This window comes from Luteitalea sp., assembly GCF_044337415.1.
Taxonomy (GTDB): domain Bacteria; phylum Acidobacteriota; class Vicinamibacteria; order Vicinamibacterales; family Vicinamibacteraceae; genus Luteitalea.
Map to the genome: position 1 here is coordinate 11904 of NZ_JBIINP010000040.1, position 18226 is coordinate 30129.

Sequence of the window (18226 nt, forward strand, 5' to 3'; positions counted from 1 at the left end):
GCATTCGGCATCGCAGCATCGCGGCATTCCGGAAGTATGGCGGCGCCGCGCGCCGCTATACTTCCGGGGTGTCTGCCCCGGCCGTCGCCTTGCACGGCGTCTCCAAGCGCTTCACGCTCTACCACCAGGGCGGGAGCGGCCTCAAGGAGCGACTCGTGGGGCTCGTCGGCGGGCGCCGCGACGCGCGCGAGACGTTCTGGGCCCTGCGCGACGTCGGCTTCTCGGTGGACCGCGGCGAGACGCTCGGCCTGATCGGCCACAACGGGTGCGGCAAGAGCACCCTCCTCCAGATCATCGCGGGCATCCTCGAACCCGACGGCGGCCGCGTCGAGACCAACGGTCGCATCACCTCGCTGCTCGAACTCGGGGCCGGCTTCAGCCCCGACCTGTCCGGCCGCGAGAACGTCTTCCTGAACGCCGCCCTGCACGGCGTCGCGTCCAACGTCATCCGCGCGAAGTTCGACGAGATCGTCGCCTTCGCGGAACTCGGCCGCTTCATCGACACGCCGGTCCGCAACTACTCGTCGGGCATGTACATGCGCCTGGGCTTCTCGGTGGCCGCGCACCTCGATCCCGAGATCGTCCTGGTCGACGAGGCGCTCGCCGTCGGCGACGAGGCCTTCCAGCGCAAGTGCCTGCGCAAGATCCAGCAGTTCCAGGCGCAGGGCGTCACGGTGATCATCGTGTCGCACGACCTGCTGCTCGTGGAGCGCCTGTGCTCGCGCGCCTGCCTGCTCCAGCGCGGCGAGTTGATCGCCCTGGGGCCGGCCGCCGACGTCATCTCGCGCTACCACCAGATCGCGGCCGCCAGCGGCGAGGTCGCCGGGGAGTACCGCTGGGGCTCCCGCGAGATCGAGATCCCGCAGGTGCGCCTGCTCGATGCGCACGATCAGCCCATCACCAGCGTGCAGACCGGCGACGCCCTCACGATCGCCTTCGGCTACCGCGCCGCGACCCGCGTGCCCCGCCCGGTCTTCGGGCTCGCCGTGTACCACGAGGACGGCACGCACCTCACCGGCCCCAACACACGCACGGGCGGGCTGGTGATTCCTGAGGTCGAGGGCGACGGCGAGGTCCGCTACACCATCGACCACCTGTCGCTGCTACCGGGCCGGTACGTGGTGTCGGTGTCGGCGTACGACTACCACCTCGTGGAACCGCTGGACCACCGCGAGCGCGTGGCGACCTTCACGGTCACCGAGGGCGGCACCCTGGAGCGCTTCGGCAAGGTCACGCTGGGCGGCACCTGGCGCCTGGTCCCCGCCCCCACCCGGGAGCCGGTCGGTCCGTGAGCGCCCAACGCCTGGCCGCCATCGTCCATGGCGCGCGCTGGCCTGCGGGCGATGTCGAGGCCACGTGGCGCAGCCGCCTCGCCGGCGCGCTCGGCGCCGACGTGCCGGTAGTCGTCGCACGCGACGTACTCGCGAGCCCGCGCGGCGCGGCGGCGGTGATCGCCGAGGCGCTGGCCCGAATCGACGCCGCGCACGTGCTGGTGCTCGACGTCCACTCGCAGCCCGACGCGCACGTGCTGCGACGACTGGTCGAGGCCCTCGAGGAGCACCCCCTCGCCGTCGCCCAGGCGGCGCCCGTCGCCCCCGAACCCGGAGGTCGCTGGCAGGATCGCTGGATCGCCGCAACGACGGCGGCGCTTCCGCTGCCTGTCGCAACATCAGTGCCCTGGGCCGCACGACGGCAGGCCGTGCTCGACGCGGGTGGACTCGATGCCACGCTCTGGTCGTACGGCGTGGTGGAGGATCTCGCCGCACGCCTGGCTGGCCACGGCGGCACGGCGTGGCTGCCGATGCCAGCGGTGACGGTCGACGTCGACTCGTATCCGCTCGATCCTGCCGTCCGGCAGTTCCTGCACTGGCGCGCCGCGCTCCGCCTGGCATTCGCGCATGCCCCGGCCGACGAGCTGGGCGACGCGCTGACGCCCGTCCTCCTCGGCCTGCTGGCCTCGGCCTGGCGTGGCACGGGACTCGAGGCGCTGGGCATCGCCTTCGGCGGCGACTGGGGGCGAGCGTCGCTGGCCCGGAAGCTGCGCACGCGGCTCGGGGGCCCGCCCCCGGATGCCGTGTGGCCGGCCGACGAACCGGCGACGGCGATTCCTCTCGCGGCGTTGCACTCCGTCGCCCACGAGTTGCCGGCGCTGGCGCGGACGCGGGCCTCGCGTGGGCTGGTGCCCGTCATCGGCCGCGCGACGCTCGACGGCGACACGCGACCCGCCTCGCCGCCGACCAGCGTCAGCGGCGACGAGCGCGAGGCTCCGCGCGTGTCCGTGATCGTCGTCAACTGGAACGGGCGCGATCATCTCGAGGCGTGCTTCTCGTCGTTGCTCGCCAGCGACTACCCCGCCGACCGGCTCGAACTCCTCTGCGTGGACAACGGGTCAGCCGACGACAGCGTGTCGCTGATGGCCACGCGGTTTCCGCAGGTGCGCGTCGTGCGCCTGGCCGAGAACCGCGGCTTCACCGGCGGCAACGCCGCCGGCGTCGAGGCGGCGACCGGCGATGTGCTGGTGTTCGTGAACAACGACATGCGCTTCGAGCCGGGGTTCATCTCGAGACTCGTGGGTGGCATGGCCGACGGCTCGGCATGCGCCGGTGCGCGCGTGATGAACTGGGACGGCACGCACATCGACTTCGTGCGCGGCACCGCCAGCTTCGAGGCCCGCGGCTACCAGGAGCAGTACGGGCAGGCGTACACGCCGGGCATGGCCCTGGCCGAGTCGTTCTTCCCGAACGGCGGAGCCTTCGCCGTCACGCGCCGCGCCTACGAGGAGGCCGGGGGCTTCGACCCCGCGCTCTTCGCCTACTACGACGATGTGGACCTCGGCTGGCGGCTCCGCATGGCCGGGTACGACGTGCGCACGGTCGCCGAGGCCGTGGCGTACCACCGGCACGGTGCCACGGTGCGCACGCAACCGCACGCGCACAAGCGGTTCGTGCTCGCGCGCAACGCGCTCTGGATCGCCCTGCGCAACTACGACGACCGGACGCTGCCGCACGTGCTGCCCGCCCTGCTCCTGCTCGCGGGCCTGCGCATCGCCCAGGATCTCGTGTGGCTCGGCACGCCGCTGCACGCGCGGCTGCGCCCGTGGTTGGAGCCGGCACGCCGTCATCCGGTACCGCCCGACGTGTACGCGTCGCCGGGCACGGCCACGGCGCCTGTCTCTGCGAGCCGCATCCTGGCCCAGGTGCCGATGCCGGAACTGGCCTCCATCGGGGCCACGCTCGAGGACCTGCCGCGCCTGCTCGCACTGCACGACGCGCAGCAGCAGCGCCGCCGCGTGCCCGACGACGAGGTGCTGCCGTTCCTGGGCCGGCCGTTCGATGAACTCGATGGCCGACGCTCCTACCGCCTCGCGCAGAAGGCCCTCATCGACGCGCTCGGGCTGCGGGCCCGTCTCGGCATCCGGCCGCACGTGCTGCTGGTGACGCACGAGGCGCTGCGCGCCAACATGTCGGGCCCGGCCATCCGCGTCCTCGAGATGGCGCGGGCGCTGAGTCGCACGGCCCGCGTCACGGTGTGCGCGCCGATGCCGATGGACATCCGCGACGACAGTGTCGCGCTCGTGCCCTTCGACCCCGCGCGGCCCACCGCGCTGAAGGCCCAGGCCGAGACCGCCGACGCCGTCGTCGTGCAGGGCTTTGCGCTCACCTCGTACCCGTTCCTGTCGGCACTCGTCTGCCCGATCGTCGCCGACCTCTACTGCCCGTTCACGATCGAGCACCTCGAGCAGCAGCGCGCCGCCGGGGGCGCCATCCCGCCGGCGCACGAGCGGGACGCGGCGGCGATCCTGTCGGTGCAGAACACCCAGTTGCAGCAGGCCGACTTCTTCCTGTGCGCGAGCGAACGCCAGCGGGACTTCTGGATCGGGACACTCCACACGGCCGGACGCGTCAACCCGAGAACGGTCGCGCGCGACGCCGACCTGCGCACGCTGATCGACGTCGTGCCGTTCGGCCTGCCGTCCGAGGCCATCGAGACCGCTGCGGCCCGCGCGCGGGCCGCACGCGTGGCGCGCGGACAGTCAGGCGCCGTGATGAAGGGCGTGCACCCGGCCATCGGTGAAGACGACCGCGTGCTGCTCTGGGGCGGGTCGCTGCTCGACTGGCAGGATCCCGAAACGCTCATCGAGGCGGTGGCCCGCCTGGCCCGCACCCGCAACGACGTGAAGTTGTTCTTCATGGGCGTCAAGCACCCCAATCCGCAGGTCACGCCCATGGCGGTGGTCGAGCGCTCGCGACGGCTCGCCGAGTCGCTGGGCGTGGCGGGCACCCACGTGATCTTCAACGACTGGGTGCCGTACGAGGAGCGCGCCCTCTACCTGACCGAGGCCGACCTCGGCGTGAGCACGCACCACTGGCATCTCGAGACGCGCTACGCCTTCAGGACACGGATGCTCGACTACCTCTGGGCGCGCCTGCCCATCGTGTGCAGCGAGGGCGATCACTTCGGCGACCTCGTGCGCACCCGCGGCCTCGGCCGGGCCGTGCCGCCGGGTGATGCGGACGCACTCGCCGCCGCCATCGCCGAGATGCTGGATGGCGCCGGTGCGCGCGCCGCGGCGCGACGGTCGCTGGCCGAGGTGGCCGACACGCTCACGTGGGATCGCGTCGTCGAGCCACTGCGGCGCTGGTGCGCTGACCCGCAGTTTGCCGCCGATCGCGAGCAGGAGGTCGTGGCGTTCCGCGCCCACCTGAACGAGAGCTTCAAGGCATCGCGGTGGCTCAAGCGCACGGCCCTGAGCCTCGGGGTGAAGGAAGCCGACGTGGAGGCCCTCAAGCAGTGGGGCCCGGTCCGCGCCGGCATGTCGGTGCGCAACGCGGTCGCCATCAGGCGCGCCCGCAGGAAGGCCCGCCGCGCGTGACGGCCAGCGTGATCGTCGCTGCCCGCGACAGCGCCGCCACCATCGGCGCCTGCCTCGATGCCCTGCACGCGCAGGACTACCCCGACCGCGAGGTGATCGTCGTCGACGATGGATCGACCGACGAGACGGCCAGCATCGCGGAAGCCCGTGGGGCGCGTGTCGTCCGCACGCCGGCGGCGGGCGCCTCGGCCGCCCGTAACCTCGGCCTCGAGGTCGCGCGCGGCGAAATCGTCGCGTTCACCGATGGCGACTGCGTGGCCGACCCGGGCTGGCTGCGCGCGCTGGTCGAGGGGCTCGAGTCCTCGGGCGCGACCGGCATCGGCGGCCGGCAGGTCAACGTGTTCCCGGAGGCACAGGCGTGGCTGCGGGAGGGCTTCGAGGCGTTCTTCCGCGCGGCGTCGATCGTGAGCGACTACACGCGCGGCGACGACCGGCCGCGCCACGTGCAGCACAACGCGAGTTGCTGCAGCGCATACCGCCTGGCGGCGCTGCGTGACGTCGGGGGCTTCCGGCCGGGGCTGTGGCCTGGCGAGGACGTCGACCTGGATCTGCGACTCACGCAGCGCGGCGCATCGCTCTACTACGTGCCCTCGGCGGTGGTGCACCACCATCGTCCCGGCACCTTCGCCTGGTTCCGCCGGATGATGCGTCGGTACGGCCAGGCCGAGCGACGCCTCGTGCGCCTGCACGGGCGTGCCCGGGCCGTCGATTACGTCCCGCTCGTGACCACCACGCTCGTGCTGCTCCAGGTGTTGTGGCTGTGGCCGGCGGCGCACACCACGCTCGTGCTGCTGGCGATCCTGCTGGTGCTCTTCGGCCTGGGCGTGCTGTCCTCGACCACGCCCGTGCGCCTGTGGCCCCTGGTGATCGCGTTCGGCGTGACGGCGCTGGTCGAGTGGCACCTGGGCTGGTGGACGCCGACCGGAGGCCAGGCATGAACGCGCCCGATCCGATCATCGAACAGGAGCGCGCGCACGAGAACGCGTGGTACACCCGCGCCCTCGAGGAGCGTTTCTTCGAGCGCGAGGGCTTCCGTCAGCTCGTCGCGTGGAACGTGGCGGCGTTCCGCCGGCAGGTGACGCTGCGCCCGGACATGCGCGTGCTGTCGATCGGCGCGGGCCTCGGCGACTACGAGCTTGCACTGGCGCCGCTGGTGGCGCACATCACCGCCGTCGAGTTGTCGGAGACGGCGACGGCGACGGCTCGCGCGCGGCTCGCGGCCGCCGGCCTCGACAACGTCACGGTCATCACGGGTCCGATCGACACGCAGGGCTTCGGCGAGGGGACGTTCGACGTGGTCTACGCGATGGGTGTCTTCCATCACTTCCTGCCCGAACAGCGCCGACGCCTGCTGGCGCAGTGCCACACGTGGACTGGGGACGGCGGTTGGCTCTACGTGCGCGATCCCAACGCGCGGGGCCTGCTTCGTCGCGTGCTCGAAGGCTGGTTCCGCCGCCGGAGCACGGTGCACGCCGAGCAGGAAGCGTCGTTGGATCCTCACGTGTTGCGCGACGAGGCCGTGGCCGCCGGCTTTCGCGACACGCGGCTGGACTACATCGACGTGATCGGCGGGCCGCTGCCGTGGCTCGTGCGGAGCGAGTCGCGGCTCTTCTGGCGCGGCGTGTTCGCGCTCGATCGCGCCTGGCTCGCGGTGCCCGGCCTGCGGCGCGCCGCATCGCAGTTCGCACTGGTGGGACGGCGATGACAGACGAGAAGACGGGTACCGGGTACCGGGTGCCGGGTACGGGGGACGGCACGGGCGACGGAGCACCGGACCCGGCAGTTGGTCGTCGGCAGTCGGCAGTCGGTCCCTGGACGGCGACGCGCAAGGCGCTAGTGCCGCTGCTGGTGGTGATGCTGGCGTGCCTGCTCGCCCTGTTCGAGCGGGAGTGGCGGCATGGCGAGGTGTTCTCGCCCGCCGACCTCGTGTTCCAGTTCTACCCGTGGGCCGCCGACGCACCGCGCGACGCGGCGGCCAACCCCACGCGCTCCGACGAGGCCTTCTACCACCAGCCCTTGATGGCAACGCACTTCGCGCGCCTGCGCGATGGCGCCTGGCCCGACTTCGACGAGACGCGGCTGGCGGGGGTGCCTGCCTTCTTCCAGGGCCTCGACGTCGGGCGCGCGTTCTCGCCGTTCAGCCTGCCCTTCTACCTGCTGCCCTCGGCCGATGCCGTGACCTGGTACGGGCCGCTCCGGTTGCTGGTGGCGGCGCTGGCCATGTGGCTCTTCCTCCGTGATCTCGGCGCAGGCGCGATTCCGGCCGCCCTGGCCGGCGTCGCCTACGGCCTGAACGGCCATTTCCTCACGTGGCTCAGCGCCCCCATGCCGACGGTCGCCGCGTGGCTGCCGCTCGTCCTGCGGCAGGTGCGTCGCTGCGCCAGGGGCGCTGGCACGCCCGACATGGTCGGACTCGGCCTGGCCACGGGCGCGATGTTTCTCGGCGGCTACCTCGCGACCACGCTCGTCTGTCTGTTCGGCGCAGGCGTGTACGGCCTCGCCGAACTCTGGGCCGCGCGCGCCGAGGCGCAGAACGGGACTGTTCAGGCGCAGCAGGTCCCTCGTCGGTTGCTGACACTCGTCTTCGGCGGCCTGCTCGGCCTCGGCGTCGGTGCGGTGGCGTGGTGGCCCATGGTGGCCGCGCTGCGCACGTCGCCCGCCGGTGGACGCGTGGTCTCGCCCGAGGGCGCGGCGTGGTCCAACCTCGCCACGCTCGCGTTGCCCGATTTCTGGGGCTCGCCCGTGCGCGGCAACTGGTGGCACCCCGACCCGCTGGCCAACTACCCGGAGCACGTGGCGTACTTCGGCGTCGTTGTCGTGATCCTGGCGGGCCTGGCGCTGCTGGCCCGGCTGCCTCGACCGCTCTCCGTGGTCCGATGGACATGCGCGGCGCTCACGGTGGTGGCCCTCACGAGGGCCTACGGCGGCGTCCCCGGACGCTGGCTGCTCGTGCTGCCGGGGCAGTCGCAGTCCAACCCGTTCCGGTGGTACGCGCTGGCCGCCTGCGGGCTGGCGGTGCTCGCCGGCCTGGGCCTCCACGCCTGGCTCACCGAGACCGATCGCCGCCGACGGCTCGTCCTGTCGGGGGGCGCGGCGCTGCTGGCCGCTGCGCTCGTCGGCGTGACCGCCGCGGCGCTGATGGCGTGGCTCCCGGACCTGCGCGCGCGCCACCTGCAGGAGTTCGAGCGCACACAGGTGCTGCGCCTGCTGTTCCTGGTCGTGGCGACGCTGTTGCCCGTGTTCGCCGGCGCGTGGGTGCGCGATGCGCGACTCCGCGCCGCCTGCGGCCTCTGGCTGGTGGGCCTGGCCGGCGCCGACCTCGTGCAGGCCCATCGCGGCTTCAACCCGACCGTGCCGCGCGAGCGCTACTACCCCGACACGCCCGCACTCGCGTGGCTGCGCGAGGAGGCCGCCGGCTTCCGCGTGGCGCCCGTCGACACCGCGGCAGACCTCGTGGAAGGCCACGTGTGGTCCATGTACGGCATCGCCACCGTGACGGGGTTCGACTATCACGGCGACGCCGACTACCAGCACTTCATGCACCTGGCGCAGCGCGCGCCGGGCGACCTCGTCACACCGCGGGCGGCAACCTGGGACTACGTGGGCCTGCGGCGGGACACGCTCGACCTCCGTATGCTCGGCGTCCTCGGCGCCCGCTACATCGTTGCGCCACCGCTCGACCTCACGCCGCGCGCGGGCGGCTACGTGCCCCTCGGACCGTTGACCGATGGACGCACGGTCGTGTTCACGGTCCCGGTCAGGTACGACGGCCTCCGCGGGATCGACCTGCTCGTCGCGACCTACGCCCGACGCAACGGCGGGCGCTGGCACTGGACGGTGACCGCAGCCGAGGGCGAGGTCCTGTCACAAGGCGCCGTCGAGCAGGCCGCGCTCCGCGACAACGACTGGTGGCGCCTGGCGTGGACGCCGCGCGAACGCTCGGCGGGCACGACGATCACCGTGACCGTCCGCAGTGAGGGGAGCCGCTGGAACGACAGCGCCACCTTGCTCGCCACCGGGACGCCCGTCGCCCTCGGCACGCGCCTGCAGGTCGACGGACGCGCCGACGAACGCGCCGTGTGGTTCCGCACGTTCTCGACGGCACCCGAGCGGTTCGGCGACGCGACGCTCGTGCGCGCCGGCGACCTCAACGTGTACCGCAACCCCCACGCTCGCCCCCGCGCCTGGTTCGTGCACCGTGTAGAAGTGGCGCCCTCGGCCAAAACCGCGTCGGCGTTGCATGCAGGCGCGTTCGACCCCGTGCGTGAGGCCTGGCTGGATGGCCGCCCGAGCCAGCAGCCGGCAGCCACCGCCCGGGTCTCCTCGATCAGCCTCGGCGACGACACCCGGACCATCAGCGTCGACGCGCCCGACGGCGGCGTGCTGATCGTCGGCGACCGCGCACATGCCGGCTGGGATGTCACCGTGGATGGACGCGCTGTCCCCTGGCACGTGGCCGATGGCGTGCTCATCGGCGTCGCGGTGCCGCCCGGCGCCCGCACGGTGCACCTGCAGTTCCGCCAGCCGTCCGTGCGCCCCGCGCTCGGCCTGACCCTCCTCACCCTGTCTGGCATCGCCTTTGCGTTGATGTCTCGCGTCAAGCGGCCCCGTTCCTGAGGGAACGGTAACTCTCCGCCTGACGCGGCCCGATGCTGGTGTCCATCGGGAGTCGCCGAATCGAGCGGTGGCGCTCCTCAGCGTGGGAGCGGCCGTCTCCATGGCCGGCACCGCGCGCCCGGGCGGCGCTTACGGAAATGTGCTCCCCGTTACGCTTTTCGTGTGTCGTGGCACTCGTCGGACTGGCCCTCGCCACCTCCGCCGAGGCTCAGAACCTGCGGATCAACGGGTCGGGGTCGGTCACCGTGACCGCCGCGCCGGACTACGCGGCCGAAGCCAAGGGCGATCCCTGGGACTTCGACAAGACGACCGACTACGTCTACGCCTACTCGCTGGGTGAGGACACGCCACAGGACAACGGCAACGAGTACACGGCGTGGCAGCCATATCCGACCGTCTCGAACGGCATCTTCTCGGGCGTGATGCGCGAGGCAACGCCGTCCGTCCAGATGCTGTTCGGCGGGGTGCCCGGCGCGATGAACGCCCGCCAGGACACGGGCATCAAGACGCCCATCGACGCCAGCCGGTACGTCACCCTGTCTTTCCGCCTCAAGCGTTCCTGGGCGGCGGGCATGACCGAGGCCCTCAAGGTGCTGTGGGAGAAGGGCCGTCGGGATGCCTCGACGCCGGTCGGGGTCCTGCTCCTCCTGGCCAAGGGCTTCGACATCGACACGGCACGCTGGATCAACCAGAGCCCGATTGGCGATCAAGGTGACGCCAACGAGTGGCAGGTCTACCGCGTGCGCCTGACCGACCCGAATGTCCTTGTCCCCGGCGCGCGCTTCTCGGGCACGCCCTGGTCCGCACAGATCGCCGGGCTGAGCGTGACGCCGGGCACAGGACCGGTCGGCGGTACCGTGCAACTCGACTGGGTGAAGGTGACTGCCGCCCGCACGGTGACGCTCTCGTGGCAGTCGCTCGGCAGCAACGTGGTGATCACGGCCACGGACGGCACCCAGTCGGTCCAGGTGTTCCCGGAAGACATCCAACCCGGCCGACACGCCAACCCCGACCCGCGCGGCAACACCGGCGCCTTCCCGGACAACAGCAGCGTGGCGTGGGACTACGGGCACCTCACGCCCGGCACCTGGACGCTGACGGCCACCGGCGCCTCCGCGTCGCGCACCGCGACGCTCGTGGTGGACGCCTCGCCGTTCTTCACGATCCTGAATCCCGATGTGACTGGCGGCGAGGACATGGCCAGCACGCTCATCGGCGACCCGTGGGACCTCACCAACCGCGAGGACGTGTTCCGCTACACGTCGCCGACCAGCGCCCTGTTCGACGTGAAGAACAGCACCTTCACCCCGCAGGGCCTCACCGGCACCGCGTGGCGCTCGGGCCAGTACGGGCTGACCCAGAGCGACTCGCAGGTCCGCTTCTTCGACGATGACCTCGGGGCGCGGTTCTCGCTCACGCCCGACCAGGCGCGGCGCTATCACCGGCTGACCTTCACCATCGACTACGACATCCCCGTGCAGTCGACGTTCGATCCGCTCGCGCCGCGGCCGTTCCTCGAGGACCGCGATGTCAACACGGGACGGCCCGGGGTGGGCGGCATGATGCGGGTGATCTGGCGGACGGCGGCATACCGCGGCGGTGCGTTCGCCGAGTCGTGCGGCCTGCCGGTGCAGGACGGCGGCCCGCGCACCTACACCATCGACCTCAGCGCGTACGGCTCGGCGCAACCGGATTGCAGCGTCGAGGGCCTGCAGTTCCTGCCGACGGGCTCGGCGTGGGGGAACCTCGCCTCCAACATCACGAACTTCCGCCTCGACATCACCGAAGGCACGCTGGACACGCCGTTCACGCTGTCCAACGTGAGGCTGGCAGCCGATGACGAACCGACGGCCGCGGGCCAGTTCGTGGTGCAGTGGGCCGCCGGCGACGCCCGCTACGGCGCCAATCCGGCCGCGGCCAACGCGACGGTGGCCCTCTACCTCGACACCGACACCGATCCGGCGTCGAAGCGCCTCGTGGCCAACAACCTCGCGGCCTCGAGTGGCTCGTACGTGTGGGATCTCGCCGCAACGCCAGGCGGCGTCACGCCCGGCACCTACCACGTGTACGTCGAGATGACCGACGCCGCCGGGTACAGCTTCGGCAAGTACGCGACGGGGCCGTTGCAGGTCACCCGTACCTACGAGCCGCCGATGACCCTCAGCCAGTGGCAGGCCTTCTACGGGCTGACCAACATGTCGGCCGACACCGACGGCGACGGCGTGAGCAACCAGGCCGAGTTCGGCGCCGGCACCAGCCCGCAGGTGGCCAACCGCGCGGAGCTGGCCGAGGGGTCGACCGGGTTCTTCCAGGAGCGCGTGGCCATCGCGAACCCGGAGAATCGTGGAGCCATCGCGCGCGTGACCGTGCTGTTCAGCCAGCGCGCCGACCTCGGCGAAACCACGGCACCGGCACCCGTCGTGCAGGAGATTCCTCTGCCGGCATACGGCCGGCACACGGTGAACGTCAACGGCCTGTCCGGCGCCACCTACAACGGCCAGGGGCGGCCGGTGTCGGTCGTCGTCGAGTCGTTGCGTGGCGGCGTCGTGGTCGAGCGCACCATGGGCTTCGGCGACGGCTGGGGCGGCCATACGGGCAAGGCGCTGCTCGCGCCGTCGACCACATGGTTCCTCGCCGAGGGCGCCGCCAACAGCTTCTTCCAGACCTTCATCCTGCTGACGGCCACCGGCACCGTGGCGCCGAGGGTGACGGTCGACTTCCTGCTCGAGGACGGCACGGTGGTGTCCATCCCGTCGGACTTCCCGTCGGCGCCGGGGCGGCTCACGCTGTGGGCCAACGACCTCTGCGCGCCAGGCACCAGCGGCAGCAATTGCCCGCGCGTGCTCGCGGGCAAGGCCTTCTCCACGCGCATCACCGCCGACCGGCCGATCATCGTGGAGCGCGCGATGTACTTCAACCGCGGCGGACGCACCTTCGAGGGCGGCCACGCCTCGGCCGCCGTGACCGCCACGGCCACGCGATGGTTCACGGCCGAAGGGGCCACGGGGCCGAGCTTCGACACCTACCTGCTCATCGCCAATCCCAACCCGACCGACACCGTGGCGACGGTGCGGTACCTGACGCCCGAGGGCGCCTACACGCAGACCCATCCCGTGAAGGCCAACAGCCGCCTCACGCTCTTCGTCGACCACGAACTGGGCGTGGCCTCGGGGCGCGACGCGCTCTCCACGCAGATCGACGTCTCGACCGAGGTCTCGGCGCCACAGGGGATCGTGGTGGAACGCGCGATGTACTGGTTCGGCTCGTACCTGAACTGGACCGACGCCCACAACAGCGCCGGGGTCACCACCACAGGCACGCATTGGGCGCTGGCCGAGGGGCAGAACGGCGGCACGCTGCAGTACAAGACCTTCGTGCTCATCGCCAATCCGTCGGCGTCGCCGGCGACCGTGCGACTGCGCCTGCTGCGTGAGAACGGCCGCGCGGTGGTCACCTCGGCCGCGTTCACGGTCCCCGCCAACTCGCGCTTCACCTGCTACGCCGGCCAGCCGGGCGCCTGCCAGGACGCGTTCGCACAGTTGCAGGACGGCGAGATGTTCGGGGTGACCGTCGAGAGCACCAACGGCACGCCAATCGTGATCGAGCGCGCACTCTACTGGGACGGCGGCGGCGAGGTCTTCGGCGCGGGCACGAACGAGACGGGGATCAGGATCAGGTAGCGAAGGCTCAGGGCTCAGGGCTTCGGGCTCAGAAAGCTCTCTGAGCCTTGAGCCTTGAGCCTTGAGCCGTTGCGTTGAGGGGATCGGGTTCAGGTAGCCTGTAGCCTGTCGCCCGCTCCTGCATGCCCCCCTCCGTCTCCGTCGGCATCGTCACGTACCACCCCGACGCGCTCCTGGCGCGGTGCGTGGCCTCGGTGCGGGCGCAGACCTATCCCGGGATCACGCTGCACGTGTGGGACAACGACGCGACAGCGGCGTCTCGCGCCCTCGTGTCGTCGCTCACCGCGCCCGAGGAGCACACCTGCTCGGCCGACAACCTCGGGTTCTCGGGCGGGCACAACGCACTGATTCGGCTCTCCGGCTCGACGTACTACCTCTGCCTCAATCCCGACGCCGTCCTGTCTCCCGGGTACGTCGCCGCGCTGGTCGACGTGCTGGAAGCCGACCCGACGGTGGGCTCGGCCACCGGGCGCCTGCTGCGACTCGACGACGATGCGGTCCTCGACTCGACGGGGATCGTGATGACGCCCGACCAGCGGCACCTCGACCGCGGCGCCGGCGAGCCTGCGGCGGGCCGGTTCCTCGAGGGGCCGGAACCGATTTTCGGACCGAGCGGAGCGGTGGCGCTCTACCGCCGGGCGATGCTCGACGACGTCTGCTGGCAGGGCGAGTACTTCGATGAGGCATTTTTTGCGTATCGAGAAGATGCAGACCTGGCGTGGCGCGCGCAGTGGCGGGGGTGGACCAGCCTCTACGTGCCGGCGGCCGTGGCCTGGCATCGGCGGCGGGTCACGCCCGAGCGCCGGTCTAAGCTCCCGGCCGAGATCAACCGATACTCCGTCCGGAATCGGTTCCTGCTGCGGCTGAAAAACCAGTCCGCAGGGCTGGCCTGGCGATTCGCGCTCCCCGGACTGTGGCGCGATGCCCAGGTGGTCGGCTATGTCCTGCTTCGGGAATGGACGTCGGTGCCCGGGTTGCTCGACGTGCTCCGGCTGCTGCCCACGATGGTGGTCCGGCGCCGGCACGTTCTTGGCAGGCGCCGTGTGCGTTCGGCGGACCTGGCACGTTGGTTCGAGCAGGGTCGCCCCGCACGGGCGGGGACCGTCGAGCTTGGAAACATCCAAGGATAGGTAGTCCTTCCCGCAGGTTGCGGGTGCGGCACCCCTATCCGACAATAGGCACGGACGTGGTGGCCAACACGCAGACATCGAGGCGCGACCGGGAGGGGGGCTGGGCATGATTGCCGAGCGCGCCCGTCTGATCAACGGCGCCTATGTCGTGAGCGATGCCCTGGCGACGGTGCTGGCCCTGGCCCTGGCCTACACGCTGCGGGGCGTCGTGCCAGGCGACAGCATGCCCTTCCTCTCGGGCAGCCTGCCGCCGTTCGGCTGGTACCTGCCCGTCCTCGGCTGCATCCTGCTGACCTGGCCGCTGGTGTTCTACGCCCTGGGGCTGTACGGCCGACAGGGGCGGACCCTCAACTCCGAGGTGTCGACCATCCTCGGAGCCGTGGCCGTGGGTGGGCTGCTGCTCATCGCCTTCATCTTCGGGGCCCGGCAGGGCCATGTCATCAGCCGGCCGGTCATCCTGCTGTTCCTGCTGCTGGATTTCGCCTTCGTCGTCGGCCTGCGCCGCTTCGTGCGGGCGCTGCTGCTCGGCGGCGGCATCCACCGCCGCATCATCGTGGCGGGAGGCCGACGGGAGGCCGAAGGCGCCGCCAACCTGGTGAACGCGCATCGCGACTGGGGCCTGGAGGTCGCGGGACTCGTGAGCGACGGCCGATGGGAGCCGTCGGCAGTCACGGCGTTTCCCGTGCTCGGCACCTATGCCGACCTGCCGCGGGTTGCCCAGGAGCAGCACGCCGGAGAGGTGCTCTTCGCGCCAGCCACCGGCGAGTTGGCCGACCTGCAGGCGCTCTCGCCGATCATCGCCCGCCTCGAGGAACAGGGGACGATGGTGCGGGTGGCGATGGAGTTCCTGCCGCGGTCGGTCTCGCGCCTGAGCTTCGATCAGCTCGGCGACGAGTTCCCGCTGGTCACGTTCTCGCGGGCGCCCGGCGCCGAGGTGCGCCTCGCGGTCCGCCGCGTGGCCGACGTGGTGCTCGCGGCGGCCCTGCTCGTCCTGCTGAGCCCGCTGTTGATCGTCATCGCCGTCGGCGTGAAGCTGGCCTCGCCCGGCCCCGTGCTGTTCCGGCAGGTGCGGTGCGGCCTGCACGGCCGGCGCTTCACGTTCCTGAAGTTCCGCACCATGCGCATCGATGCGGAGCGGCTCAAGCCGCTGCTCGAGCCGTTCAACGAGATGGACGGCCCGGCGTTCAAGATGACCAACGACCCGCGCGTGTTCCCGTTCGGCGGGTTCCTGCGTCGCACCAGCCTCGACGAACTGCCGCAGCTGTGGAACATCCTGCGCGGCGACATGAGCTTCGTCGGGCCCCGGCCGTCGGTCGTCGAGGAAGTCAATCAGTACGAACCCTGGCAGCGGCGCCGGTTGAGCATGAAGCCGGGCCTCACCTGCCTCTGGCAGATCAGCGGCCGCAACGAACTCACGTTCGAGGAGTGGATGCGGCTCGACCTCGAGTACATCGACAACTGGTCGCTGTGGCTCGACATCAAGATCGCCTTCAAGACCATCCCCGCCGTCCTGCTCGGCCGCGGCGCCAAGTAGGTGAGCGTCGCCGATCCGCTGGCCCAGGCCCAGGCGCAGGTGACCGAGGCGCTGCGCGGGCATCGAGCCGCGCGGGTGATCGAGGCCGGCTGCGGCGCGCGGTCGCACCTCGCGTACCCGCCGGGCACGCAGGTCGTCGGCGTCGACCTGCTCCGTTCCCAGCTGCGACGCAATGTCGAGACGCGCCTGCTCGTGCAGGGTGACGTCACGCGACTGCCCGTGGCCAGCGCGAGCGCAGACCTCGTGGTGTGCTGGGACGTGCTGGAGCACCTCCCGGCCCCGCAGTTCGCCATCCGGGAGGTGGCCCGCCTGCTGCGCCCGGGAGGCCTGCTGGTGCTGGCGCTGCCCAACATCCTGTCGCTGAAGGGACTCGTCACCCGGCTGACGCCCTGGTGGTTCCATGTGTGGGTGTATCGCCGCGTGCTCGGCGACCGCTCTGCAGGCACCGAGGCCTTCGACCAGTTCCCGACCGCGTTCCGGTTCACGCTGCGCCCCACCGGCCTGCGTCGGTTGATCGAGGCGACGGGCCTGCGCGTGGAGTCGCTGGCGCTCTACGAGGGACCGGTGCCGCAACACCTCCGTCGCCGCCATCGCGTGGCGGACGTCCTGCTCGGCGCCGCCAGCACGGGCACCCGAGCGGTGACGCTGGGGCGCTACGACACCACGCTGTCGGACATCGTGGTCGTCGCGTCGCGTCCCGGCGCAGGCGAGGCGGCATGAGCGGCGCCCGACGCCTGCGCATCCTCGGCTCGCGCGGCATCCCGAATCGTCACGGCGGCTTCGAGTCCTGCGCGCAGCACCTGGCGCCCTGGCTGGTGGAGCGCGGGTGGGACGTCACGGTGTACTGCCAGGAGCCGCCGGGCACCCAGCGGCGCCAGGGGACGTGGCGAGGCGTCCGACTGGAGCATGTCCCCGCGCCATGGGAAGGCGCGCGTGGCAGCGTGTGGTTCGACGCCTGGTGCGCGCGGCATGCGGCGCGCCACGACGACCTGCTGCTCACGCTCGGGTTCAACACCGCAGTGCTGTTCCCGTGGTACCGGCTCCGGGGCCGTCGGCACGTGGTGAACATGGACGGCGTGGAGTGGCGGCGCGGCAAGTGGCCACGGCCGGTCCGCGCGTGGTTCTGGGGCAACAGCTGGATTGCGGGCTACGGCGCGACGCACCTGATCGCGGACCATCCGGACATCGAGGCCATGCTCGCCCGCCGTGGCTGGGGCCGGCGGGTGACGATGGTGCCCTACGGAGCCGACCGCCTCGACACGGCCCCCGTAGACCCGCTCCGGGCCTGGCGCCTGTCGCCCCGCGGCTACGGGCTCGTCATCGCCCGGCCCGAGCCGGAGAACTCGCTGCTCGAAATCGTGCGGGCGTGGTCCTCAACGCCGCGTGCGTACCCCCTGGTCGTGCTCGGGGCCTACGAGGCCGGTCACCCTTACCACGTGGCGGTGCGCGCGGCAGCCGGCCCCGACGTGATCTTCCCCGGCGCGATCTACGACACGGCCATCGTGCAGGTGCTGCGTCACCACGCGCGGCTGTACGTGCACGGCCACACCGTGGGCGGCACCAATCCGTCGCTGGTCGAGGCCCTGGGAGCCGGCTCGCCGGTCCTGGCACACGACAACACCTTCAATCGCTGGGTGGCGGGTCCGGGGGCGCGCTTCTTCCGCGACGAGCCGAGTTGCGCCGCGGCCCTGGCGGCCCTGCTCGACGACGACGCGGCCCTCGAGGCGATGCGGGCGGCCAGCCATGCGCGGCACGCGGAGGCGTTCACCTGGGAACGCGTGCTGCCGGCCTACGAGGCCGTCCTGCTGTCGGCAATTTGAAATTGCCGCCTCAGCGCCTCGTGACGCGCTCCTTCACGGCCGCGCGCGTCTCGCGGTCGGCCTCTCGCTTCTTGATCGTCTCGCGCTTGTCGTGCGCCTTCTTGCCGCGCGCGAGTGCCAGGTTGAGCTTCACGCGCCCGTTCTTCAGGTACATGCGCGTCGGGACCAGCGTGAGTCCCTTCTCGGTGACCTTGCCGATCAGCTTGCGGATCTCGGCCCGGTTCAGCAGCAGCTTGCGCCGGCGCAGCGCCTCGTGCTCGGCGTAGCCGCGATGGCTGTAGGGGCTGATGTGGATGTTGTAGACCCAGACCTCGCTGCCCTCGACGCGCGCGTAGCTGTCGCGCAGGTTCACGCGCCCCTCGCGGATGGCCTTGACCTCGGTGCCGAGGAGCACGACACCGGCCTCCCACTGCTCGAGGTACTCGTAGTCGAAGCCCGCCTTGCGGTTGTCGGCCAGCAACCGCGGCGTCTTCTCCGCCGGCTTGGGCGTCGTCTTGGGCTGGGAGGTCTGGTGGGTGGCCATGGTTGAAGGCTCGGGGCTCAGGGCTCAGGGCTCAGGGCTCAGGGCTCAG

General features: G+C 71.5%; 11 protein-coding genes. 10 read left to right on the top strand and 1 reads right to left on the bottom strand.

The genetic code is table 11. The annotated features are described in order from the left end of the window. Positions 1-68 precede the first annotated feature (68 nt). The 10 genes from ACIRDX_RS08980 (at position 69) to ACIRDX_RS09025 (ending at position 17654) form a co-directional block, all read left to right on the top strand. Positions 69-1292 (top strand): ABC transporter ATP-binding protein, encoded by a 1224-nt coding sequence (locus ACIRDX_RS08980; RefSeq protein WP_396625077.1) that lies wholly within the window; start codon positions 69-71, stop codon positions 1290-1292. Continuing rightward, positions 1289-4873: a glycosyltransferase gene (locus ACIRDX_RS08985; RefSeq protein ID WP_396625078.1), complete on the top strand. Its 3585-nt coding sequence runs from the start codon at positions 1289-1291 to the stop codon at positions 4871-4873. The genes ACIRDX_RS08980 and ACIRDX_RS08985 overlap by 4 nt, the downstream gene beginning before the upstream one ends. Then, entirely contained in the window at positions 4870-5811 is a 942-nt protein-coding gene (locus ACIRDX_RS08990; RefSeq protein WP_396625079.1) for a glycosyltransferase, read from the top strand. The genes ACIRDX_RS08985 and ACIRDX_RS08990 overlap by 4 nt, the downstream gene beginning before the upstream one ends. Then, entirely contained in the window at positions 5808-6578 is a 771-nt protein-coding gene (locus ACIRDX_RS08995) for a class I SAM-dependent methyltransferase (protein ID WP_396625080.1), read from the top strand. Before ACIRDX_RS08990 ends, ACIRDX_RS08995 begins: the two co-directional genes overlap by 4 nt. Beyond that, on the top strand, positions 6575-9490 hold the full coding sequence (locus ACIRDX_RS09000; RefSeq protein ID WP_396625081.1) for a hypothetical protein: 2916 nt from the start codon (positions 6575-6577) through the stop codon (positions 9488-9490). The genes ACIRDX_RS08995 and ACIRDX_RS09000 overlap by 4 nt, the downstream gene beginning before the upstream one ends. Before the next feature lie 167 nt (positions 9491-9657). Next, entirely contained in the window at positions 9658-13170 is a 3513-nt protein-coding gene (locus ACIRDX_RS09005; RefSeq protein ID WP_396625082.1) for a hypothetical protein, read from the top strand. Positions 13171-13292: 122 nt separating this feature from the next. Further along, the gene (locus ACIRDX_RS09010; RefSeq protein WP_396625083.1) at positions 13293-14300 is read left to right on the top strand and encodes a glycosyltransferase family 2 protein; all 1008 of its coding nucleotides are present in this window, start codon (positions 13293-13295) and stop codon (positions 14298-14300) included. Positions 14301-14406: 106 nt separating this feature from the next. Beyond that, positions 14407-15834, top strand: a complete 1428-nt coding sequence (locus ACIRDX_RS09015) for a sugar transferase (RefSeq protein ID WP_396625084.1) — start codon at positions 14407-14409, stop codon at positions 15832-15834. Continuing rightward, on the top strand, positions 15835-16554 hold the full coding sequence (locus ACIRDX_RS09020) for a class I SAM-dependent methyltransferase (RefSeq protein ID WP_396625085.1): 720 nt from the start codon (positions 15835-15837) through the stop codon (positions 16552-16554). It begins immediately after the preceding gene. Then, complete coding sequence (locus tag ACIRDX_RS09025; protein ID WP_396625086.1) at positions 16551-17654, top strand: glycosyltransferase; 1104 nt, start codon at positions 16551-16553, stop codon at positions 17652-17654. The genes ACIRDX_RS09020 and ACIRDX_RS09025 overlap by 4 nt, the downstream gene beginning before the upstream one ends. Positions 17655-17664: 10 nt before the next feature. On the opposite strand, the gene smpB is transcribed toward ACIRDX_RS09025, so the two are convergent. Then, on the bottom strand, positions 17665-18177 hold the full coding sequence (smpB, locus tag ACIRDX_RS09030) for an SsrA-binding protein SmpB (RefSeq protein WP_396625087.1): 513 nt from the start codon (positions 18175-18177) through the stop codon (positions 17665-17667). Between the last annotated feature and the right edge of the window lie 49 nt (positions 18178-18226).

Excerpts from the sequence above, each read along its gene's own strand:
- ACIRDX_RS08995 (WP_396625080.1), top strand. The coding sequence starts at position 5,808 with ATGAACGCGCCCGATCCGATCATCGAACAGGAGCGCGCGCACGAGAAC.
- ACIRDX_RS09000 (WP_396625081.1), top strand. The coding sequence starts at position 6,575 with ATGACAGACGAGAAGACGGGTACCGGGTACCGGGTGCCGGGTACGGGG.
- ACIRDX_RS09010 (WP_396625083.1), top strand. The coding sequence starts at position 13,293 with ATGCCCCCCTCCGTCTCCGTCGGCATCGTCACGTACCACCCCGACGCG.
- ACIRDX_RS09015 (WP_396625084.1), top strand. The coding sequence starts at position 14,407 with ATGATTGCCGAGCGCGCCCGTCTGATCAACGGCGCCTATGTCGTGAGC.
- ACIRDX_RS09025 (WP_396625086.1), top strand. The coding sequence starts at position 16,551 with ATGAGCGGCGCCCGACGCCTGCGCATCCTCGGCTCGCGCGGCATCCCG.
- smpB (WP_396625087.1), bottom strand. The coding sequence starts at position 18,177 with ATGGCCACCCACCAGACCTCCCAGCCCAAGACGACGCCCAAGCCGGCG.